The sequence below is a fragment of the Methylobacterium sp. J-088 genome, assembly GCF_022829295.1.
Classification (GTDB): Bacteria; Pseudomonadota; Alphaproteobacteria; order Rhizobiales; family Beijerinckiaceae; genus Methylobacterium.
In genome coordinates this window covers 1-20,935 of the sequence record NZ_JAKSYH010000031.1, presented here as the reverse complement: position 1 = coordinate 20,935, position 20,935 = coordinate 1, and the positions used below count along the sequence as shown (strand labels likewise).

The following is a 20,935-nucleotide window of genomic DNA, read 5'->3' as shown; positions in this document are numbered from 1 at the left end:
GAAGGTTGCCGTGAAAATTGGAATTCGTATCCGTTTGTACGCGGGGTTCGCTATTCTCGTCGCGATCACCGCCTTCATCGGTGCATTTGCAACCTACCAGCAAGATAACTTGAATCGAGAATACGAGCGGCTGACCTTCATTGGAGAAAGCGCGCAGCAGATCATCGCGATGGACGGTCTCGCCGCCCAGCTCTCCGCCAAAGCCGAGCATTACCGCGTGGCGCCGGACGCGGCACAGATCACCCCCATGCAGACCGTGCGGGGCGCCCTGGAGGAGATCGCCGAACACCGTAAGACCAAGGCGCTGACCGAGGCGGGGAGACAACACTATGACGCTATCGTCGGCAGCGCGGCCGCGATGAAGGCGGATCTGGACCACCTCGCGGAAGCCGGCACCCGGCTCGATGCCACGAAGCTGCGCCTCATCAAGGCGGGCCCCACCCTCACCCGCCTCATCGAAGGCCCGCTCGCGGAGACAAGCCAGGGCGGCGACAATGGGGCGAAGCTACAGGCCACCCGCTTCGAGAATGCCGTTCTCGCCGCGCGTCTCGCCGCCGCGCGCTCTCTGATCGATCCGAAACCACTCTACCGGGAGGAATTCCGGGACAAGATCGAGCGGGCGCGTGCCGCGCTCCACGGACTCGAAGGCTCTAATTTTGCGGCCATTGCCGGGCGGGTCAAGGAACTCGCGGATGCGCTCGTCACCTACAAGGCGGAGCTCGACAGCTACCACGAGGCGGCCGCCGCCTCGACGGCGACGTTCGAGACCGGCATCAAGCCGCATACGGACGACATCGCGCTGAACTGCGCCAAACTTCGTGAGCGCATCCTGATCGCGTCGACGGCGATCAAGGCGTCGACCGCGGAACTGGCCCTGCGCGCTTGGCGCATCGAGATCGGCCTCGGCGCGTTGACCCTGATCATCGGCGTCGCCCTGGCCTCCGTCATCGCGCGCAGCATCATCAAGCCCATCGACGGTATGGTGAAGGCCATGGCGCGCCTGGCCGACGGTGACACGGATCTCGCGGTCCCCTCGCAGAATGCCGCGGGCGAGCTGGGCGCCATGGGCAAGGCGGTGGAGGTGTTCCGGAAAATCGCCATCGTCCGAGCCGAACTGGAAGCCGCGCAGGCTGCCGACCGGGAGGCCCGCCAGCGCCGGGCCGAGCGTCGCGAACAGCTCGTCGAGATCTTCGATCAGAGGGTGGCGGCTTCCCTGGAGATCGTCACCCTCGCCACCGACGAGCTCGATGCCACGGCACACTCGATGACGCAGATCGCCGAAGACACGGGCAACCAAGCGGTCGCCTCCAGCACGGCCGCCGATCTCGCGTCCATGAACGTGGAGACGGTGGCGGCGGCGGCCGAAGAGATGGTCTCTTCGCTCCAAGAGATCGAGCGTCAGGTGCTCCGCGCCAACGAGGCGGCTGGCTTGGCCGCCTACGAGGCCGAGGCGAGCAACGCCGCCATGGCGAGCCTCCGTGCAGCCTCCGAGCAGGTCGGCGCGGCGGTGACGACCATCTCGGGCATTGCGGCCCAGACCAACCTTCTGGCTCTCAACGCCACGATCGAGGCGGCCCGCGCCGGCGAGGCCGGACGGGGTTTCGCCGTAGTGGCTGCCGAGGTGAAGGAACTGGCCAGCCAGACCGGCAAGGCCACCGACGAGATCGGCGGGCTGATCACCGCGATCCAGGCGGCCACGACGCAGGCGGCCGCTGCAATGCAGCAGATCGCACACACGATCACGAGCGTGAACGAGATCAGCGGAGCCATCGCCTCGACGGTGGTGGAGCAAACGGCCGCGACCAGCGAGATCTCGCGCAATGCCAGCGAGGCGGCCGACGGAACGCAGCACGTGTCGACCAACGTATCGCGTGTGCTGACGTCCGCCAGCGAGACCGGCAGCGCCGCCTCGCAGGTGCTGAGCTCGGCAGCCGAGCTGTCCAAGCAGTCCCGCGCGGTCAAGCAGGAGGTGAGTAACTTCCTGCGCGACATCCAAGCCGTGTGATTCGGCGATCTGAGCGCCGCACAGGCTCAGATCGCGGCGGCGGGATCCGTCTCGTCGCCGTCGCGGCTGCGTCGCCCGCGCGGCCGGCGGTCGAGGAACGCGCGGCCCAGCGCGCGCAGCGGCGCGGTGAGCCGGCGGGCATCCTCGGCCCGCTCCATGATGCGTTCGCCGCTGCGGATCTCCTTGTCGAGCCGGGCCATCGTCCGGGCCAGCGCCGGATCGTCGTCGTCGAGCCAGACCTGCGTGACGCGGGCGAAGGCGATTACCACGCCCTGGAGCTTCAATTGGCCGAGCGGCCCCTCGGTGTCGATCCCGGCCGCTGCCAGCATGTAGCGGTGTGAGTTGAGCATGACGCTATTCAGCGCCAGCATCGACAGCGGCTCGCCGCGCAGCGCGTAGGCAATACGCTGTAGGGCCGGCTTGTAGGGCTCCATCGCATCGAGGCGGCGCATCAGCACGTCGAACAAGCGCTCGCGGGTCGGCTCCTCCTCAAGGCCCGAGAGGTCGCCCTCCAGAACCTTGCGGTCGATGATCCGGGTGAGCCCGCCCAGGACGGCACCCTTCGACGGAAACAGATCGCGCAGCTCGGCAAGTGTCAGCCCGGCTTCCCGGGCGATGTCGCCGATCTCGATGTCGTTCCAGGGCTGCTCGGCGGCGAGCCGCATCAGCGCCTCGACGGCGGCCTCCCGGGGCGAGAGCTTCGGTGCGCTGCTCTCACGCGCGGCCGTGCTGATCCGAGGCGAGGCCGCGGGCGCACCGTTTTCCGGCGCGATGCCCTCGGATGCACGGCTCGTCTTGGCTGGGCTCGCGGCCTTGCGGGGGCGCTTCGAAGGGCCTTTGCTCTCAGTCATGGGTCTGTCGCCCGCTCCTGTCGGTCATACTGCCTGATGTAGGCAGTCCGCCACGGAAGGGCAGGGGTTTCGCGCGGCCATGCCGCACGGGGCGCACCGGATGTCAGCCGGCGAGTTCTTCGGCCCGCCGCCGCGCTGCCGCTACGGCCTCCCGCATCAGCGCGCCGAGCCCATCCGGGCGCATCAGCACGTCGAGGGCCGCCGCCGTGGTGCCGCCGGGGGACGTCACGTTGCGGCGCAGTTCCGCCGCCTCGGCGGGATTGGCGTCGAGCAGTGCGCCCGATCCTGAAACAGTCGCCCGGGCGAGGCGCTGCGCCACCTCCGAATCGAGTCCGGCCGCGATCCCCGCCTCGGCCAGCGCCTCGGTTAGGAGGAAGACATAAGCTGGTCCGGAACCCGAGACCGCCGTCACCGCGTCGATCTGTGCCTCGTCGGCCAGCCACGCGACGGTGCCGTTCGCGGCCAGCAAGGCGTCCGCCGCGGTGCGCTGCCCGGGCGTGACCTCCGGGCTGGCATAGGCCCCGGTCGCGCCGCGGCCGATGCTGGCCGGCAGGTTCGGCATCGCCCGGACGATGGCCCGTGCCCGCTTCAGCCGGCCGGTCAGGTCAGCCACCGTCTTGCCGGCCAGGATCGAGACGAGGAGCGTGTCGCGGCCGATCAAGCGGTCGAGCCCGGAGGCGGCCGCCTCCAGCCCCTGCGGCTTGATGCCGAGCACCAAGACGGCGCCGGGCTCCGGGTCCGGCGGGTTGAGGGCGATGCTCCGTTTCGTGCACAGGTCGATGATCTCCCGGCTCGGCACCGGATCGATCAGCGTGGTGCGGCGCGGATCGAGGCCCGCTGCGAGCCAGCCCGCCAGCATCGATCCACCCATCTTGCCGGCCCCGGCCAGGACCAGCGAGGCGGGCATCGATGCCGATCGAGGGTCTTGGGCTGTCACGCCTCGCCTTCGGTCTCGAACAGCACGGCGTCCAGTGCCTCGCGGGCGGTCTTGCCGGCCCAGAGCACGAATTGAAACGCCTGGAAGTAGCGCTCGCAGGCGTCGACCGCGGTTTTCATCATGGTGGCGCATTGCGGGTGGGTCGGGACCGCGCCCCCCGTCAGCAGCAGCGCATGGCGGAACATCACCACGCCATCGCTCGACCACAGGTCGAAATGTCCAACCCAAAGCTGCTCGTTGATCAGCGCGATGAGGCGCATCACCTCGGTCCGCTGCCGATCCGGCACCTTGAGATCGAACGCGCAGGCGACGTGAAGCGCCTCGACGTCCTCGATCCAGGTGAAGGCCACGTTGTAGTCGGTCCAGCGGCCGGGGCTCGTCACCGACATCTCGTCGGTCTCAGCCCGATCGAAGATCCAGTCGCGCAACGACGCCAAACGCTCGACAACGTCGAGCGGATGCTCGTTCCTGTCCGGGTCGTGGAAATCGACGTTGAGCAGCGGCATGACGATCCAAAATGACGGCCCGGACGAAAAGTCCGGTCCGTCGTGAGCGGTGATGCGAAACCGGAGTGCCGAGAACACTCCGAGACCTGGAACAGCCGGCAGATCTGCGCCGGTGGTGATGCGATCGACTGTCGAAGCTCCGCGGACATCGCCCCGCAGCGCTCGAATCACCCACTGCCCGACTATAGACCGGCCCTGACTCGCGACACAAAGTGCGGGCCCTTAGCAGTGAACAGGAAACCGGATCGTCGCCGCGGCTTCCTGTGTAAAAGCTCCGGGCGTTGCCGCGCGGACTCAGACCACCTCGCTCAGGCCCGCCGCACCCGCAGCAGCGGCGCCGGATTTCGCCTCCAGGGCCGCGACGCGGGCCGTGAGAGCCGTGTTCTGCGTCTGCAGGCTGGTTACGAGATCGCGAAGCACGTCGAGCTCTTCGCGCGAGGCGATGTCGAGATCGCGGATGACGCGTTCGAGCTGGGCCCGGGCCACGGTCTCGGCCTCGCGGCGCACCCCCTGCGCGGCGCCGGCCGCGTCGGTCATCAGGCGGGCGAGGTCGTCAAACAGGCGATTGGAGGGGGGCATCCTGGTCTCCCGGATCGGCCGGCTGCCGCGACGGCCGCCTGACGGCACGATTCCAGAGCACGAGATAGGAATCTTCGAAGAGCCGGGCAACGCCCGGATCGCAGGAAGCGGAGCAGGGCCGGATCGGGCCCCGCTCCGTAACAGAATTACATGCGGTGCATACGGTGCATGCGGTGTTGCATCATCCGCCGACGCATGTGGTGGCGCATCATGCGGCGGTGCGTCATGCGCCGCTCCATGGGCGTCATCCGGACCTGGGTGACGGCATCGGACGTCGTGACGGCGCCCGGCATGGCGGGGGCCGCGGAGGCGGGCTGGACGAGGGCAGCACCACCCAGCGAAGCCAGGACGGCGAAGGCGAAGGTCAGTTTCCTCACGAGGAGACTCCAATTCTCTGATGGCCGGGTATGGCGCCCGGTTCATCCTCCCGGACGGGAGGTACGGAGAGTCGTCTCGTGCCGCGGGACGGCACGGCGGGCCGTCGAGGACCCGCCGCCATCAACTTCCGAGTTAGAGATTCGTTTCCTCGAACGCCTTGACCCATTCGGCGCAGATGCCGGATCGTACGATGTCGTTTCGCGTAAACTCAACCACCGGTATCGGCATCATCCGGCTTTTGACAAGATGCATCACGGTGCGCAGGCCAGACGTCTCGCGCAGATCGGTCTGCGAGATGTCTCCGTTGATGATGACCTGGCAATCGTCGCCGATCCGGGTCAGGAACATCTTGATCTCGTTGACTGTGGTGTTCTGCGCCTCGTCGAGGATCACGAGGCAGTTCTTGAAGGTGCGCCCGCGCATCACCTCGAACGGGACGATCTCGATGTCGCCGGTCTTGAGGGCGATCTCGAAGGCTGCGGCGCCCATGCGTTCCTTCATGGCCTCGGTCAGCGGGGCGACCCAGGGCGCGATCTTCTCCTCGAGGGTTCCAGGGAAGAACCCGAGGGAGCGGCCCGAGGGCACGTTCGGGCGGGTGATGACGACTTTGGAGATGCGGCGCTGGCGGAGCTGATCCGCGGCACGGGTACCGGCGATGAAGGTCTTGCCGGTGCCGGCCGGCCCGAGGACGATGACCTGCGGGGAGCGCGCGAGGGCGTCGAGATACTCGGCTTGGCGTTCGGTGAGGGGCTGGATGGGAGCGAGGTTGCGTTCTTCGTCGAAGCGTGTGCGGTGAATGCGGGACGTGCGGTCTTCAACCAGTTCAAGTCGTGCGCGGCGTCTCTTCATGGATGTACACTCCAACGGGACTTGCCAACCTGGATCTGTTTTTGAACTGCCGTTTACCTGCTTGCTCCCGGATCAACGTCTATCGCGGAACTAATACGGGCCCCTTCCCAAAGGTTCCGCACCGCGCGCGTCCGCCTGTGGAGAGCGTCACGACATGCCGCGCGCGGCCGAATACGTGATGCAACTGTCGCACCAGCGTGATTCGTGCTCCACGATTGCGCACAGGGTGCGACCAGGGGGTGACGGTAGACTCGGCCGCCGCGAAAAAGTCGTGGGGCTTGCACGGATGCATCAGGCTCGACGAGAGGCTCGGAATTGGGAAGACGCGAAGACGCCACATCCGGCACGATCACGATACCTCCCCGCCCGCGGGGGCGAAGCCGGCCGACCCTGCCGCCCTGAAACGTCCGGGCTTGGTCGGCGGGACCTGCCTCACCCGGCCTGGATGAAGCTGTCGAGGACCATTTTCCGGCCGGCCTTGTCGAAGTCAACGGTCAGCTTATTACCATCCACGCCGGCGATCGTTCCTGGGCCGAACTTGGTGTGGAAGACCCGCTGGCCCCCCTCGAACGCGGACGGCGCACCGGTCGATTTGGCGATCAGCTCGCCCTCGATCTGGCGGGGGCCGCCGGCATGTCCGCCGGATCGCCCGCCCGGTGCCGAACCGAAGCCGCGACCGCCCTGAGGCGCCGTATTGGCCTGCGCCCGCTGCCAGCCCGGCGTGCCGTAGCTCGATCCGAACGGCGTCGGGTTGCGGTCGAACCGCGAGGCACCGGCCGAGAAATGGGCCGGGGCCTCGACCACGTCGACCGCGGATTCGGGCAATTCGTCGATGAACCGGGACGGGATGGTCGAGGACCACAGCCCGTGGATCCGCCGGTTGACCGCGAAGGACAGTTTCGCCCGCTTGCGCGCCCGGGTCAGCCCGACATGGGCGAGCCGCCGCTCCTCCTCCAGGCCCGCGCGCCCGCTCTCGTCCAGCGCCCGCTGGCTCGGGAACAAGCCGTCCTCCCAGCCGGGGAGGAACACGGTGTCGAATTCGAGCCCCTTGGCGGCGTGGAGCGTCATCAGGGAGACGCGGTCGGCGCCCTCGGTCTCGGAGGCTTCCATCACCAGGGAAACGTGCTCGAGAAACGCCGCCATGTCGGGGAACTCCTCCATCGAGCGGACGAATTCCTTCAGGTTCTCCAGGCGGCCTGCGGCGTCGGCCGAGCGGTCCTTCTGCCACATCTCGGTGTAGCCGGATTCCTCCAGGATGGTCTGCGCGACCTCGCTGTGCGGCTGCGATTCCACGAGCCGCGCCCAGCGGGAAAAGCTCTCGGTGAGCGCCCGCACGGTCGAGCGGACCCGGGGCTTCAACTCGTCGGTCTCGCACAGGCGCTCGGCGGCGATCCGCAGGGGCAGGCGGTTGGCCCGGCCGTAGGTGTGGAGCTGCTGGAGCGTGGCGTCGCCGAGGCCGCGCTTGGGCGTGTTGACGATCCGCTCGAAGGCGAGGTCGTCGCTGACATTCACGGTGGCCCGTAGATACGCCAGCGCGTCGCGGATCTCGGCCCGCTCGTAGAAGCGGGGGCCGCCGATAACCCGATAGGGCAGGCCGAGCTGGACGAACCGGTCCTCGATCTCGCGCATCTGCGCGGAGATCCGCACCAGAACGGCGATCTCCGACAAGGCGTGCTGCTTGGCCTGCAGGGATTCGATCGATTCGGCGAGCATCCGCGCCTCCTCTTCCGAATCCCAGGCGCCCGTCACGGTGACGCGCTCGCCGGGCTCGTCGTCGGTGCGCAGGGTCTTGCCGAGGCGGCTCTCGTTCTTGGCGATCAACCCGGAGGCGGCGGCCAGGATGTGGCCGGTGGAGCGGTAGTTGCGCTCCAGCCGCACCACCACGGCACCGGGGAAGTCGTGCTCGAAGCGCAGGATGTTGTCGACCTCGGCGCCGCGCCAGCCGTAGATCGACTGGTCGTCGTCACCCACGCAAGCGATGTTCTTCCGGTTTTGCGCCAGCAATCTCAGCCACAGGTACTGGGCGACGTTGGTGTCCTGATACTCGTCGACCAGGATGTAGCGGAACCTGTCCTGGTAGTTGGCGAGCACATCCGGGTTCTCGCGCCAGAGCTTGAGGCAGAGCAGCAAGAGATCGCCGAAATCGACGGCGTTCAGCGTCGCGAGCCGGGCCTGATAGGCGGTGTAGAGCGTACCACCCTTGCCGAACGCGAAGGCCGAGGCCTCGCCGGGCGGCACCTGCTCGGGGGAGAGGCCGCGGTTCTTCCAGCCGTCGATGGCGTGGGACAGGGCGCGCGCGGGCCAGCGCTTCTCGTCGACGTTCTGGTCGGCGATCACCTGCTTCATCAGCCGGAGCTGGTCGTCGGTGCCCAGGATGGTGAAATCCGATTTGAGCCCGACCATTTCGGCGTGGCGGCGCAGGATCTTGGTGCCGATGGCGTGGAAGGTGCCGAGCCAGGGCATGCCCTCGCCGGCGGGGCCGATCAGCGCACCGATCCGGTGCTTCATCTCCCGGGCGGCCTTGTTGGTGAAGGTCACCGCCAGGATGTCGAACGGTCGCGCCCGGTTGGTGGAGATCAGGTGGGCGATGCGGGTGGTCAGCACCCGGGTCTTGCCGGTGCCGGCGCCGGCCAGCACGAGGATGGGGCCCTCCGTGGTCTCGACGGCGCGCCGCTGCTCGGGGTTGAGGCCTTCGAGATACGAGGCGGCGTCGCGGCGGAGCGCGCCCATGGCGCGGGCGGCGATGGAGGAGGACGGAGCGCCGTCCCCGGCGGGCTGCGCATGCGGGTGGTTCTGCATCCTGCTTCCCTGGACCAAATCGCGAACGGCGTCGAGGTGGTTCGGGGGGAATGCGACCGGAGGGTGTTGGGCGGGGTGGTGGACCTCGCCCGTCGGCAGCGGCGTCGCCGCGCACCCTGAGCGCTGGGCCGAGCTCGGTCCGCAAGTGTTCGAACGGCTGCCAACCGGGTACCCGAGACGGCACTTACGTCCGGCGCGGCGAGGGACGTAACGAAGTCCCGATCAGCCCCGCTGGCGAAGGGTTCCGGATCCCACCCCCGCCCGACCTCGGGCGGGAGCCGGACCCGGAAACGGCTTCTTACTTGTGGTTCTCGGCGCTCTTGCCATGCGCCTTGGTCGAATGCTCCTTGGCCTTGTCCGCGTGGCCGTGCGCTTCCGTGGAGTGCTTGTGGCCTGCCGCGTGGTCGCCCTTGCCATGATGCTCGGCGGCTGCGCGATGCGACTTGGCGGCCTTCTCGTGGTGCTCGGCAGCCTCGGTATGAGCCTTCTGGGGCATGATGTTTTCCTGTGCCGACGTGCCTGTTTGGCGGGCATCAAACATCCTGGCGGCGAACCCGTTGCGCACCTCGCGGCAAGTTGACAACTTTTGCGAATTTCCCATCAAGCATACTAGATCTTTATACCGGATCTAAGGCCTTTCGCCGTATGATGATTCATCCCAAAGCTTGAATTTTTAACAACATCGGTAGGTAAATCATACCCTCTCTTTTTCAGCGATGAACATTCCATCCCCGCGGACAGGTAGGTCGCGTCAGCGCGACAGGGTCTCCAACCGCGTAGATCCCGCGCTGGCGCCCCCGGCCCCTTATCGTGCTAAGGCCGTTGCGGTTTGCCCGCGGGGGCACGCGGGGGGCGACATCGCTATGGTGTTTGCCCGCGCGGACACGAGTGCGGAACGGGAACGGTGCGTGATCTTCTGACCGCGCTGGCGGGCGCCGTCATCCTGGTTCTCGTGGCGGCGCTGGCCGTCCCACCCTTCGTGGATTGGCAGGCCCACCGCGCCCTGGTCGATCGGGCGATCGCCCAATCGCTCGGCGTCCCGGCCCGGACCGACGGGCGGATCGAGGTTCGGCTCCTGCCCTCGCCGCGGCTGCGCATCGACCGCCTGCATCTCGGGACCGATCCGGAGCGCCCGAGCCTCGACGCCCGGTTCGTCAAGGCCGAGATCGCACTGGCGCCGCTTCTGAAGGGCGAGTTCCGCTTCACCGAAACCCGGGTCGGCCGGGCCGAGATCAGGCTCCCGCTCGCCGGCCCCGACGCCCTGAAGCTGCCGGCCGATCTCGGCGAATCCCTGCGTGGTCGCGATTTCGCGATCGAGGCGCTGCACGTCCAGCAATTCCTCGTCACCACCCAGGTCCCGGCGACCGGCCGGACCGATCAGTTCTACGCTCAGGATCTGACCCTGCAGGCCCCGGCCCTCGTCGGGCCGTGGCGCGTGGAGGGCACGAGCGGCGGCGTGCCGTTCCGGGCTGTCAGCGGCACGCCGGGGCCGGACGGGCGGGTCGCCGTGAAGATCTCGGGCGGCGGCGATGCTCACCCCCGGTTCGAGGCGGACGCGCGGTTCGGCCTTGCCCCCCAGGAGAGCGGCGGGGCTGTTCAGGTGGAGTCCGAGGGTACCGCCCGCCTTGTGGTCGGCCCGCCCACCCAGGTCGCGGGCGCCTACCTGCCGTTCTCCTTGAGCGGCGCCTTCAAGGCCCGGGGCGCGCAGGTGCGGTTCGAGGGGGTGGATCTCGCGATCGATCCCGGCGGGCGGACCCTGCGGCTCGGAGGCACCGGCCGGCTCGACCTGCGCCAATGGCGCGCCGGCCTGAGCCTGGAAGCCCGTCGCCTCGACCTCGACGCCTTCCTGACCTCGACCGAGGGCCAGAACCTGATCGCCCGCGGCCTGCCCAATTGGGGCGGCGCACTGCCGGCAATGATCGACCTCGACCTTTCGGTGGGCAGCGCCGTGCTCGGGGGCGACGAATTGTCGAACCTCGCGCTGACCGGCACCGTGGAGCGGGCCGGCGGCCTGCTGCTGCGCCGCCTCTCAGTCACCGGCCCGGCGGACTCGACCCTCAGCGTGAGCGGGCAGGTCGAAACGGCGCCGTTCCGCCTGACCGGCCCGGTGGCGCTCGTCGCGCCCGATTCGGATGCGCTGGGCCGCTATCTGCGCCGCCTCGGCGTGGAGGGGCCGTTGACCGCGCTGCTCGACGGACGCCGGATCGAAGCCGCGGCCGATCTGTCCGCCGATCCCGCGAGCCTATCCCTGCGCAACCTGCGCGTCGGGCTCGGCCCCGCCCGGATCACCGGGAACGCGCGCTACACCGCCGCTGAGGACGGGGTCCGGGGTCGGTTCGATGCGCAGATCCGGGCGAACGGCATCGACATCGCGGCCCTGCCGCCCCTCGGGACGACGCTCGGGACCCTGCGCGACCTCGATCTCGCCCTGACCTTGGAGGCTCGGGACGTTCGCTTCGGGACCGTCGGATCCGGCAACGGCACCATTGCGGCCAGCATCCAGACGGACGGCGCCAGCGTCGTGGTCGACAGTCTCGCGGTGACCGATCTCGCGGGGGCGAGCGCCACGCTGTCCGGCCGGATCGGCGCGGATGGGACCGGGCGCGTCTCGGGCCGCCTGAAGGCCCCGGTGGCGGCGCCGCTGCTCGGCCTGCTCGAACGGGTCTGGGTCGGCGAGCTGCGCCTGCTGCCGCCGTTCCTGAAGGACGCGCCCCTCGACCTCGCCGTCACCCTCGACCGGGAGGGCACCGCCGGGGCGCTGCGCACGCAGGCGAAGGGCAACGCGGGCGGCGGCACCCTCGACCTGACGCTGGCGAGCCGCGGGGCGCGGATCGAGGGCGGCACCGCCGCCTTGAGCGCCGCCCGGGCCGGCACATGGTTCGGGCGGGCGGATATCCCGGGCCTCCAGCGGCCCGCCGAGCTGCGCTTGAGCGCCGAGCGGCCGGAGGAGTCCGCCCTCGCGATCACGGCCGACGGGACGGTGGCGGGGTTACGGATCGCGACGGGCCGGCCGATCCTCATCGGCGCGGACGCGCTGCCGACCGGGGGCGCGCTCCGGGCCGAAACGGCCGACCTCGCGCCGTTCCTGACGCTGGCCGGGGCCGCGAGCCTGCAGCCCGGCGCCTGGCCTGCCGACCTGACCGTCACGCTGTCCCAGGAGGTGGGCGCCAGCAGCGCGGCGCTGACCGGGCAGATCGCGGGATCCGCTGTCAACGGAACGCTGATGCGCGCGCCCGGCGGCGCCCTGAGCGGACGCCTTACCCTCGATCGGTTGTCGCTGCCCCAGGTGGCGGCCGCGCTCGTGCTCCCGGTGCAGGAGAACGGGCGGTTCGGGCCGCCGGGCCATCCCCCGGCCATCACCCTCGATACGCGCATCGCCAAGCTCGATCTCGGCCGCGGTCTCGCGGCGACCGACGCCACCGTCGCGCTGGGCCTGTCGGAAGCCAGCCTGACCCTCCGCGACCTGACGGCCAAGCTCGGTGGGGGGCGGATCGCGGGATCGGCCACGATCACCCGGGCGGGCGCCGGCGCGGCGCTCTCGGGTTCCGGCAGCCTGGCGGATGTGGCGATCGCCGGGCTCGGCGGCGGCCCGATCGGCGGCCGTCTGGATGCGGATCTGCGCTTCTCGACCGCCGCCGAGACGCTCCCGGGCCTCGGCGACGGGCTCTCGGGCAGCGGCACGCTGATCCTCAAGGACCTGCGCATCCCGGCGGCCGATCCGGGGGCGCCAGGGCGCGCGCTCGCCCGGGCAGTGGAGATCGATGACCCGCTGCGTGAGGGGCGCCTGCAGGCCCTTGTCGCGGAGGAACTCGGCAAGGCGGCGGCCCAGGCCACCGGTCCCGCGCGCGCCGCCGCCACGATCGTGGGCGGGATCCTGCGGGCTGGCCCGTACGACATCGATTTCGGGTCCGCCCGCTGGGCCGGCACGATCGGCTACGACCTGCGCAACGCCCGCCTCGACGCCCGGGGGACGTTGACCGGCGGTCCGGTGCCCCGGGGCTGGAGCACCGGATCGTCGACGATCCAGCTCGGCCTCGCGGGACCGCTCGCGGCCCCCGACCAGGTGCTCGATGTCGGCGCCCTGTCGAACGGGCTCGCCGCCTTCGTGCTCCAGCGCGAGCTGGAGACGATCGAGCTGACGGAGGCCGATCAGGTGGAGCGGCAGCGCCGCCGCGCCCGGATCGAGATGGACAAGGCCCGCGCGGCGGCCCTCAAGGCCGCCGCCGACAAGGCCGCCGCCGACAAGGCCGCCGCGGAGAAAGCTGCCGCCGAGGAGGCGGCGCGCCGGGCGCGGATCCTCGGTGAGGGAACCGCCCAGCCGCCTGCACCCGCCGAAGCTCAACCTTGAACGACGGGTCTCAAGCCTTTCCCACCGCCATCAGCGCGAACGCATAGATCAACGCCACCTCCTCCAGCCGGTCGAACCGTCCGGCGGCGCCGCCGTGGCCGGCCTCCATGTTGATCCGCAGGAATACCGGGCCGCCCCCCGTCATGGTGGCGCGCAACCGCGCCACCCACTTGGCCGGCTCCCAGTAGGTCACCCGCGGGTCGGTGAGGCCGCCGAGCGCCAGGATCGCCGGGTAATCCTGCGCGGCGACGTTGTCGTATGGCGAGTACGAAAGGATCGTCCGGAAGGCGGCCTCGCTCTCGGCCGGATTGCCCCATTCGGGCCATTCGGGCGGGGTCAGCGGCAGTTCGGCGTCGAGCATCGTGTTGAGCACGTCGACGAAGGGCACATCGGCCACGATGCCGGCGAACAGCCCGGGCGCCATGTTGGCCACCGCCCCCATCAGCATGCCGCCCGCCGATCCACCATGGGCGACGATGCGTTTCTCGGCGGTGTAGCGGGCCGCGATCAGCGCCTGCGCGCAGGCGATGAAGTCCGTGAAGGTGTTGGGCTTCTTCTCACGCTTGCCGTCGAGGTACCAGCGCCAGCCCTTCTCGGTGCCGCCGCGGATATGCGCGATGGCGTAGACGAAGCCGCGGTCGACGAGACCCAGCAGGCTGGTCCGGAACGCCGCCGGCATCAGCGTGCCGTAGGAGCCGTAGCCGTAGAGCAGCAGCGGCGCGCTGCCGTCGAGGACGAGATCCCGCCGGTGCAGCAGCGAGATCGGCACCCGCTCGCCGTCCGGCGCGGTGGCGAACAGCCGCCGCGTCACGTAGGCCGCCGGGTCGTGCCCGCTCGGCACCGCCTGCCGCTTGCGCAGGGTGCGTGCCTTGGACCGGCACCCGTAGTCCCAGGTCTCCGATGGGGTCGTCATCGACGAGTAGACGAAACGGATCGTCTGCGTGTCGAAGGCGAGTCCGGCGCGCAGGCCGAGGGAATAGGCCTCTTCGTCGAAGGCGACCGTGTGCTCGGAATCGTCCGCGAGGTCACGCACCACGATCCGCGGCCGCGCATTCTCGATTTCCAGCCGGATCAGGTGATCCGCGAGCAGGTGCAGGTGGCGGATCATCACCCCCGGCCGATGGGGTACGAGGTCGGTCCAGCTGGCCCGGCCCGGATCGTCGAGCGGCGCGGTGACGATCTTGAAATCCTCGGCGCCGTCCGCGTTGGTCCGGATGAACAGCCGGTCGCCCCGGTGCTCCACGCCGTAGATCAGGAGCGGCTCCCGCGGATGCACGAGGCGCAACGGTGCCTCCGCCGCCTGCCGGTCCAAAAGCCGGACCTCGGATGTCTCGTGATCGCTTGCGGTCACGTCGAGGAAGGCGCCGGACTGGGTTTTACCGATATGGACGAAATAGCCGGCATCCCGCTCGGTATAGACCGTCTCGTCCGCGCTCTGGGCCGTGCCGAGGCGGTGACGCAGGACCTTGGCGGGGCGGTGGTTGGCGTCGAGCGCCACGTACCAGAAGCTGTCCCCGTCCGCGGCCCAGACCGCCTCGCCGGAGGTCGCCTCGACCCGGTCGTCGAGGTCGAGACCGGTTGCTATGTCGCGCACCCGGATCGTGTAGAGTTCCGATCCCTTGGTGTCGGCGCTCCAGGCGAGGCGCGCGTGGTCATCGGAATGGACGGCTGCGGCAATCTCGAAGAACGGCAGGCCGGCGCCCTCCTGGTCGCCGTCGATCAGGATCGTCTCGACCGGGTCCGGTCCGGATTCGGGCACATCGGGCGAGGTCGCCGGACGTCGGCAGATCAGCGGGTGCTGCCCGCCCTCCCGGTGGCGTGTGTAGTAGGCGAACGGTCCGTCCGGATCCGGGACGCCGCTCTCGTCCTCCTGGATCCGTCCACGCATCTCGGCGACCAGCTGCTTGCGAAGATCCGCTGTCCGGGCGAGCGCCGATTCGGCGAAAGCGTTCTCGGCCTTCAGGTAGGCGGCGATGTCTTCGGGCAGCGCAGCGGGGTCCTTGAGGACCGTCTGCCAGTTCTCGGCCTTGAGCCACGCATAGGGATCTGTGATCTCCTGCCCGTGCACGCTGAACCGCCGGGGCCGCGCCTCGGCGATGGGGTGGGCAATCGGCATCCCGGTCTGGTGCGCCGGGAAGCCTCGGCCGATCTCCGTCATCGTGTCTCCCATTGGATCCCGTCACCTGCGGGCCAGGCATGTGTCGCGCTGGCGCGCGGGATGGCAAGACGGCCCGGTGCAGGGCTGGTCCCGGGCCGCCGCGCCCTGCGTGGGGCGCGGCAGCGGCCGGGAGCCCGTTCCGACCTCAGGCGTTGAGCCGCTGGCCGCGGCGCATCCGCGCGGGCGGTCGCCGACCCGAATCGAAGGTGCCGACATGGCCAAAGCCCCCGATCCGCAGCCCGATCACCCCACGCCGGACTTGGAGCAGGTGAACGACGTCCTGGCGCAATGGACGGCGCGCTCGGCGACCAGCAGCCCCGCGCTGATCGATCGACTCGAGGCGATGGGCTACGACGTGCGGGACAAGTCGGAAGACGAGATCGCCGAGATCCTGCATCGGCCGCCGACGCGCCCGGCTCGGCAAGCTCCGAACTGATCGCTGGGGATATAGGCAAAAAAGCCTTGAGGTTCTCGAAATTCCTGAGACACTGCGCGTGCGTCTTGTCGCGTTCACCCACTTAGGAACAAATCATGAACATAAGCGTCGGGCAAGGTCCCCGCAGCGTCGCCCCGTCGAAACGACGCGCGAAGCCAGCGACCGATCTGCCCCCTGAGGCCGCCCGCCTGCTGACTCGGCTGGGCGAGCCATGTGCTTATGCCCGGCCCGACCCGCTCGCCGAGGGTTCGCTGATCGTCCGGCGCGGGGGCGACGGAATCTCGGTGGGAAGCCGGCGCTTCGCGGCGGCTTCAGGCCGGGCCCTCGCGGCGGCCGATCTGGCGGAGTGGGATGCCGCCGGTACGCGGCTGACGATCAGCACAGCCGGCCGGTCGCGCCTCCGCCGGCAGGCGGCGGGGGGCGAGGCCGCGTTCGCCGCGCAGCACCGTGACTTGGTCGTGGAGCAGGAGGACCGGATGGCGGAGCCCGTCCTGCGCAACGCCGCCGAGAACCCGCTCGCCTGGATGGTGCGCCGCCGTGGCCGGGACGGCGTCCCGCTGATCGACGCCGCCTGCTTCGAGGCCGGCGAGCGGCTGCGGCGGGACATGACCGCCGCCGCGCTGCTGCCCCGGATGGGCAGCGAGTTCGGGGCCACGCGGGTCGATGGCGGCGGCCCGCGCGACCCGGCCTCGGCGGCCGACCACGTGATCGCGGCCCGGCAGCGGGTGCGCGGCGCCCTCGATGCGGTCGGCGGCGACCTGTCCGGCCTGCTGATCGATCTCTGCGGCTTCCTGAAAGGGCTGGAGCGGATCGAGGTCGAGCGGCGCTGGCCGGCCCGCTCCGCCAAGGTCGTGGCACGCATCGCCCTCGGTCGGCTCGCCGAGCATTACGGCCTGGAGCGGGAGGCGACCGGGCCGGAGCGGGCGCGGCTGCGCCTATGGCGGGGGTGAGGTCAGGCGCGCCTTATGCCTCAGCGGCGAGCCGGGTCGCGTCCCGGTGGATGCGCTCGGCCATCGCCCGCACGCCGTTCGACCGCTTCGATGTCACGTGGGAGCCGAAGCGGAGCTGCCGGAACAGGTCCAGCCCATCGGTCTCAGCGGCCTCGCGCGGGGTCTTGCCGGTGTAGAACGCGACCATCAGCGCGACGAAGCCGCGGACGATGAACGAATCGCTGAACCCCTGCAGCCGCAGGTGCCGCTCCGCGCCCGAGCCCTCGGCGGCCGTCTCGATCCAGACCTGGCTCTCGCAGCCATGGACCCGGTTGGCCTCGCTGCGCAGGGATTCGGGCATCGGCGGCAGGGCGCGGCCGAGCTCGATCAGATATTCGAGCCGCATATCGTCGTCCTCGACGATCTCAAAATTTTCGATGATGGTGTCGATCGGGGGCAGCATGCTCGTCCGGATCCGGAAGGGGGCCGTGCCGCTATAGGCCGGTCCGGCGGCCATGGCGACGGGGCCGGGCGACGCGGCTAGTCGTTGCGCCGCGGGTCATTGCGCCGTGGCGCTCGGCGGCAGGGTCAGCCTCAGGGGATCGGTCGGGCTGGCATCCCCGGACACCGCGATCTCGGCCTGCGCCGCATAGGCCGCGATGAGGCGGGGTCCGAGCTTCGGCACATTGGGGCGACCGGAGGCCGCCATCTCGCTGACACCGGACACGATCGAGACGCAGAGCGGCTGGCCCGCCGCGGCGTCCAGGCCGATGCTGATCGCGCAGGCGACGTGCTCGGCCGTGGCGTCCAGGCACTCCGCCACGATTTCGGCCACGATCATGCCGAGCGCGTTGGCGGTGCGGGGCTCCACGAGGCCGTTGCCCGCGCCCTCGACCTGAACGCTGATGCGTCCGGCCCGCCGGAGCTGGCCGAGGCCCGAGGCCAGGCGGTGCAGGTAATCCCGCAGGTCGATGGAGGCGATGTGCGGCGCCTCGTGCAGGTGCTGCTGCACCAGGGCGATCGCCCGGACCCGCTGGCCCAGCGCCTCGAAGCTGCCGCGGCAGGCATCCGGCGCCGCCCGCCCGTACAGGCCGATCAGGCTGACCATTACCTGAAGGTTGTTGCGGACCCGGTGGTAGACCTCGGCGAGCAGCGTCTCCTTCTCGGCGAGCGCGTGCTCGATATGCTCCTCGGCATGCTTGCGGTCGGTAATGTCGAAGCAGGAGCCGAGATAGCCCTGGAATCGCCCGTCCTCGACCAGCGGGCGCGCGGTATCCAGCAACCAGCGATAGACGCCGTCGTGACGCCGCAGGCGGAATTCCACCGTGAACGGCACCCGAGACCCGAAGGCCTCCGCGACGATTCCGGCGTGACGCTCGAAATCCTCGGGGTGCAGCCCCTCGCGCCAGCCGAGGCCGAGTTCCGCTGCGAGCGGGCGCCCGGTGAATTCCAGCCAGCACTCGTTGTGGTGGATCGCGTGGCCGTGCGCATCGGAACGCCACATCATCAGCGGCACGACATCGGCGAAACGCCTGAAGCTGTCGCTCAGGGCCGCCGCCTCGGCGGTCCCCGGGGTCGGCACCATTTCGGAAGCCTCCGCAGGACCATCGCCCTTCGGCTCAGCCGTTCCGGACCCTGGGGGCTGTCCGACCATTCTCGATCCGATTCGCTTTGGCGCGTGTGTGAGGAGTCAAGTGTGAGTGGATAGCGCCGGTCAACGTGCCGACCCGGGTGCCGTTCCGGTGTTCAGCCGCCTTTGGAGTGCTCATGCACAGGGAGCGGGATGATCGACCGGCCAGAGACGTAGGCGGCGCACGGAGTGGAGGCGGCCCGTGCCGGCGGGCATGTGGGAGCGCTTTTCCCATCGCGCGGGACTTTGCCGGCCAACGGCCTGCCACGGATGCAAGAATCCTCAAAATATGCCCATCCTAGGAATTTGCGCTTGACACCGGCCCGCTGCCGGGCTATCACCAAGGCACGGTCGAGACGTATGCGGAGAGGCGGCGATGCAGGTAGGCGCTGCGCACCCCGCGGAACGGCGCATCGCGGTGTTGCAGCTCCTGCGCGAGACTGAGCTGACGATCCCCGAGATCGCAGCCCGCACCGGGGTCCACCTGAGTACGATCAAGACCTGGAACGCCCGGGCCGGCTGGCCGCGGCCGCCGCACTGGCGCTCCGTCGTCGCGAAATGGCCCGAGCCGCGGCGCCTTGCGGTCGCCCGGCTTCTGAGCCAACCGGGCAACGATTCCTCCGACGTCGCGGCGGCCCTGGGCTTCGGGCAGAATTCGATGGCTTGGCTGAGCGCGGCGATCCAGCTGACGCCGCTGGTGCGGCCGACACGCCGCGGCGCGCCGCGCGATCCGGCGTCGGTGATCGATCCCGCGACCCTGCGGGCGCATCTGCGCAGCCACATCGCCCGGCAGATCGCCGCCTTTGATGCGGCTTTGAGCGGGGAGGGGGCGGCTTTCGCCGAATCCGCCCGGGTCCTGCGCGACCTCGGCGGCCTGAAGCGGCTGCTCGATGAGGTCGATGCCGAGGGCGCCCACGGCGCGACGGGGGAGGGCGGCGATGACGGTCTCGATCGCGACCTGCCCACGCTCCGCGCGGAGATCGCGCGACGCTATGATGGCTTTGTCGGCGGCGGGGCGCCTGCCTGATTTTCTTGCCACGCTGCCATCCGAACTGATCCGGGCGCTTGAGGCCGACTGGCTGCATCGGGCCCGCGCCGATCAGCTCCCGCCCGCCGATCCGGGGCTCAGCGGGGCCGAGCCTTGGACGACCTGGGCGGTGATCGGCGGCCGCGGCAGCGGCAAGACCCGCACGGGGGCCGAGTGGGTCGACGCCCAGGCGCGGGGCGATCCGGCCTTCACGCCCGAGCCGGTCGGGCGCATCGCGCTGGTGGGGGAGACGCATAACGACGTGCGCGAGGTGATGATCGAGGGCCCGTCGGGGATCCTCGGCCTGCCCCGGCGCGGCCGGAGCCGGCCGGACTGGTCGCCGAGCCGACGGCGCCTCGAATGGGCGAACGGCGCCGTGGCCCAGGCGTTCTCGGCCGAGGAGCCGGACGCCCTGCGCGGCCCCCAATTCGGGGCCGCATGGTGCGACGAGGCCGCCAAGTGGCGCCGGCCGGACGCGGCCTTCGACATGCTGCAATTCGGCCTGCGCCTCGGCGCGCGGCCGCGCAACCTCGTCACCACCACGCCGCGGCCGGTGCCGCTGATCCGGCGCCTGCTCGACGACCCGCGCACCGTGGTGACCCGCGCCCGGACCCGCGACAACGCCGAGCACCTCGCGCCGGATTTCCTGGAGCGCGTGGTCGGCCGCTACGCCGGCACGCGCCTCGGCCGCCAGGAACTCGACGGTGAGTTGATCGAGGACCGGGACGACGCCCTGTGGGACCGCGCCGGCCTCGAAGCCGGCCGGGTCGCCGCCGCCCCCGATCTCGGGCGGATCGTCGTGGCGGTCGATCCGCCCGCGAGTTCGGGGGCCCGTTCGGATGCCTGCGGGATCGTGGCGGCGGGCCGCGCGCATGGGCGGGCCTACGTGCTGGCCGATGCGAGCCTGGCCCGCGCCACGCCACAGGCCTGGGCCGGGGCGGCGCTGGCGCTCTACCACCGGCTCGCGGCCGACGCCCTCGTGGTCGAGGTCAACCAGGGCGGTGAGATGGCGGCCGCCGTGCTGGCGCAATGCGATCCCGCCGTGCCGGTGACCCGGGTCCATGCCACGCGGGGCAAGTACCTGCGGGCCGAGCCGGTCTCCCTGCTCTATGCCCGCGGCCTCGTCCACCATGTCGGGGCTTTTCCGGCGCTGGAGGACGAGCTGTGCGATTTCGGGCCGGACGGCCTGTCCGGTGGGGGCTCGCCCGACCGGCTCGACGCCCTGGTCTGGGCGCTGACGCATCTGATGCTGGAGGTGCGGCCGGAACCCCGCATCCGGCGGCTCTAAGCAGGTTTCGCAAAAGTGGCCACCGGTTTTGCGACAAAAACCTGCGACATAACAAAGAGCTAAGCGGATGAAGCGTTGGCTTGCCCACGGTACACGACACGCGTCTGCCAACACGGGTGGCAAGCGCGACATGCCCCCTCTCCCGTGCGGGAGAGGGTTGGGGTGAGGGTCGAGAAAGTTCAGGATCGCGCGCACCTTCAAGGCGCTGACAGGGT

Annotated in this window: 17 protein-coding genes; 6 read left to right on the top strand and 11 right to left on the bottom strand. The window is 70.0% G+C overall.

Annotated elements, in window-relative coordinates:
- Positions 1-109 precede the first annotated feature (109 nt).
- Positions 110-2,005 (top strand): methyl-accepting chemotaxis protein, encoded by a 1,896-nt coding sequence (locus MKK63_RS02245; protein WP_243998308.1) that lies wholly within the window; start codon positions 110-112, stop codon positions 2,003-2,005.
- A 26-nt stretch (positions 2,006-2,031) separates the two neighbouring features.
- Here MKK63_RS02245 and MKK63_RS02240 read toward each other — a convergent pair whose 3' ends face one another.
- The 8 genes from MKK63_RS02240 to MKK63_RS02205 all read right to left on the bottom strand — a co-directional run bounded on the left by MKK63_RS02240 (position 2,032) and on the right by MKK63_RS02205 (position 9,400).
- Positions 2,032-2,856, bottom strand: a complete 825-nt coding sequence (locus MKK63_RS02240; RefSeq protein WP_243998306.1) for a TetR/AcrR family transcriptional regulator — start codon at positions 2,854-2,856, stop codon at positions 2,032-2,034.
- 103 nt (positions 2,857-2,959) lie between these two features.
- Positions 2,960-3,763 carry a pyrroline-5-carboxylate reductase gene (gene proC, locus MKK63_RS02235; RefSeq protein ID WP_243998304.1) on the bottom strand — a complete coding sequence of 268 codons (804 nt, stop codon included), beginning with the start codon at positions 3,761-3,763 and terminating at the stop codon, positions 2,960-2,962.
- A gap of 26 nt (positions 3,764-3,789) precedes the next feature.
- Positions 3,790-4,299: a YbjN domain-containing protein gene (locus tag MKK63_RS02230; protein WP_243998303.1), complete on the bottom strand. Its 510-nt coding sequence runs from the start codon at positions 4,297-4,299 to the stop codon at positions 3,790-3,792.
- A gap of 294 nt (positions 4,300-4,593) precedes the next feature.
- Positions 4,594-4,878 (bottom strand): accessory factor UbiK family protein, encoded by a 285-nt coding sequence (locus MKK63_RS02225; RefSeq protein ID WP_243998301.1) that lies wholly within the window; start codon positions 4,876-4,878, stop codon positions 4,594-4,596.
- A gap of 146 nt (positions 4,879-5,024) precedes the next feature.
- Entirely contained in the window at positions 5,025-5,255 is a 231-nt protein-coding gene (locus tag MKK63_RS02220; protein WP_243998299.1) for a hypothetical protein, read from the bottom strand.
- Between the two features lie 133 nt (positions 5,256-5,388).
- On the bottom strand, positions 5,389-6,105 hold the full coding sequence (locus MKK63_RS02215; RefSeq protein ID WP_243924100.1) for a PhoH family protein: 717 nt from the start codon (positions 6,103-6,105) through the stop codon (positions 5,389-5,391).
- A 432-nt stretch (positions 6,106-6,537) separates the two neighbouring features.
- A complete protein-coding gene (locus tag MKK63_RS02210; protein WP_243998296.1) occupies positions 6,538-8,904 on the bottom strand; it encodes an ATP-dependent helicase in 2,367 nt (788 codons plus the stop codon).
- 298 nt (positions 8,905-9,202) lie between these two features.
- Entirely contained in the window at positions 9,203-9,400 is a 198-nt protein-coding gene (locus tag MKK63_RS02205) for a hypothetical protein (protein ID WP_243924102.1), read from the bottom strand.
- Between the two features lie 408 nt (positions 9,401-9,808).
- On the opposite strand from MKK63_RS02205, the gene MKK63_RS02200 reads away from it, so the two are divergent.
- Positions 9,809-13,252 (top strand): AsmA protein, encoded by a 3,444-nt coding sequence (locus MKK63_RS02200; RefSeq protein WP_243998294.1) that lies wholly within the window; start codon positions 9,809-9,811, stop codon positions 13,250-13,252.
- A gap of 10 nt (positions 13,253-13,262) precedes the next feature.
- On the opposite strand, the gene MKK63_RS02195 is transcribed toward MKK63_RS02200, so the two are convergent.
- Positions 13,263-15,410, bottom strand: coding sequence for a S9 family peptidase (locus MKK63_RS02195; RefSeq protein WP_243998292.1), 2,148 nt, complete (start codon positions 15,408-15,410; stop codon positions 13,263-13,265).
- 214 nt (positions 15,411-15,624) lie between these two features.
- Between MKK63_RS02195 and MKK63_RS02190 the strand changes: the two genes are divergently transcribed.
- A complete protein-coding gene (locus MKK63_RS02190) occupies positions 15,625-15,846 on the top strand; it encodes a hypothetical protein (RefSeq protein WP_243998290.1) in 222 nt (73 codons plus the stop codon).
- A gap of 95 nt (positions 15,847-15,941) precedes the next feature.
- Complete coding sequence (locus MKK63_RS02185) at positions 15,942-16,796, top strand: DUF6456 domain-containing protein (RefSeq protein ID WP_243998288.1); 855 nt, start codon at positions 15,942-15,944, stop codon at positions 16,794-16,796.
- Between the two features lie 13 nt (positions 16,797-16,809).
- Here the strand turns inward: MKK63_RS02185 and MKK63_RS02180 are convergent, their stop codons facing one another.
- Together MKK63_RS02180 and MKK63_RS02175 are read right to left on the bottom strand one after the other, a co-directional pair.
- A complete protein-coding gene (locus tag MKK63_RS02180) occupies positions 16,810-17,238 on the bottom strand; it encodes a SufE family protein (protein ID WP_243998286.1) in 429 nt (142 codons plus the stop codon).
- 96 nt (positions 17,239-17,334) lie between these two features.
- On the bottom strand, positions 17,335-18,360 hold the full coding sequence (locus tag MKK63_RS02175) for a sensor histidine kinase (protein ID WP_243998284.1): 1,026 nt from the start codon (positions 18,358-18,360) through the stop codon (positions 17,335-17,337).
- A gap of 421 nt (positions 18,361-18,781) precedes the next feature.
- Here MKK63_RS02175 and MKK63_RS02170 point away from each other — a divergent pair, with 421 nt between their 5' ends.
- Both MKK63_RS02170 and MKK63_RS02165 read left to right on the top strand, forming a co-directional pair.
- Positions 18,782-19,432, top strand: coding sequence for a helix-turn-helix domain-containing protein (locus MKK63_RS02170; protein ID WP_243998282.1), 651 nt, complete (start codon positions 18,782-18,784; stop codon positions 19,430-19,432).
- Positions 19,401-20,720, top strand: a complete 1,320-nt coding sequence (locus MKK63_RS02165; RefSeq protein ID WP_243998460.1) for a DNA-packaging protein — start codon at positions 19,401-19,403, stop codon at positions 20,718-20,720. The genes MKK63_RS02170 and MKK63_RS02165 overlap by 32 nt, the downstream gene beginning before the upstream one ends.
- The last annotated feature ends 215 nt before the right edge of the window (positions 20,721-20,935 follow it).

What these genes read in the sequence shown, in the direction of transcription:
- MKK63_RS02185 (WP_243998288.1), top strand. Translation starts at nt 15,942, where the DNA reads ATGAACATAAGCGTCGGGCAAGGTCCCCGCAGCGTCGCCCCGTCGAAA.
- MKK63_RS02240 (WP_243998306.1), bottom strand. Translation starts at nt 2,856, where the DNA reads ATGACTGAGAGCAAAGGCCCTTCGAAGCGCCCCCGCAAGGCCGCGAGC.
- MKK63_RS02230 (WP_243998303.1), bottom strand. Translation starts at nt 4,299, where the DNA reads ATGCCGCTGCTCAACGTCGATTTCCACGACCCGGACAGGAACGAGCAT.
- MKK63_RS02190 (WP_243998290.1), top strand. Translation starts at nt 15,625, where the DNA reads ATGGCCAAAGCCCCCGATCCGCAGCCCGATCACCCCACGCCGGACTTG.
- MKK63_RS02170 (WP_243998282.1), top strand. Translation starts at nt 18,782, where the DNA reads ATGCAGGTAGGCGCTGCGCACCCCGCGGAACGGCGCATCGCGGTGTTG.
- MKK63_RS02205 (WP_243924102.1), bottom strand. Translation starts at nt 9,400, where the DNA reads ATGCCCCAGAAGGCTCATACCGAGGCTGCCGAGCACCACGAGAAGGCC.
- MKK63_RS02175 (WP_243998284.1), bottom strand. Translation starts at nt 18,360, where the DNA reads ATGGTGCCGACCCCGGGGACCGCCGAGGCGGCGGCCCTGAGCGACAGC.
- MKK63_RS02165 (WP_243998460.1), top strand. Translation starts at nt 19,401, where the DNA reads ATGGCTTTGTCGGCGGCGGGGCGCCTGCCTGATTTTCTTGCCACGCTG.
- MKK63_RS02195 (WP_243998292.1), bottom strand. Translation starts at nt 15,410, where the DNA reads ATGACGGAGATCGGCCGAGGCTTCCCGGCGCACCAGACCGGGATGCCG.
- proC (WP_243998304.1), bottom strand. Translation starts at nt 3,763, where the DNA reads ATGCCCGCCTCGCTGGTCCTGGCCGGGGCCGGCAAGATGGGTGGATCG.
- MKK63_RS02215 (WP_243924100.1), bottom strand. Translation starts at nt 6,105, where the DNA reads ATGAAGAGACGCCGCGCACGACTTGAACTGGTTGAAGACCGCACGTCC.
- MKK63_RS02180 (WP_243998286.1), bottom strand. Translation starts at nt 17,238, where the DNA reads ATGCTGCCCCCGATCGACACCATCATCGAAAATTTTGAGATCGTCGAG.
- MKK63_RS02225 (WP_243998301.1), bottom strand. Translation starts at nt 4,878, where the DNA reads ATGCCCCCCTCCAATCGCCTGTTTGACGACCTCGCCCGCCTGATGACC.
- MKK63_RS02210 (WP_243998296.1), bottom strand. Translation starts at nt 8,904, where the DNA reads ATGCAGAACCACCCGCATGCGCAGCCCGCCGGGGACGGCGCTCCGTCC.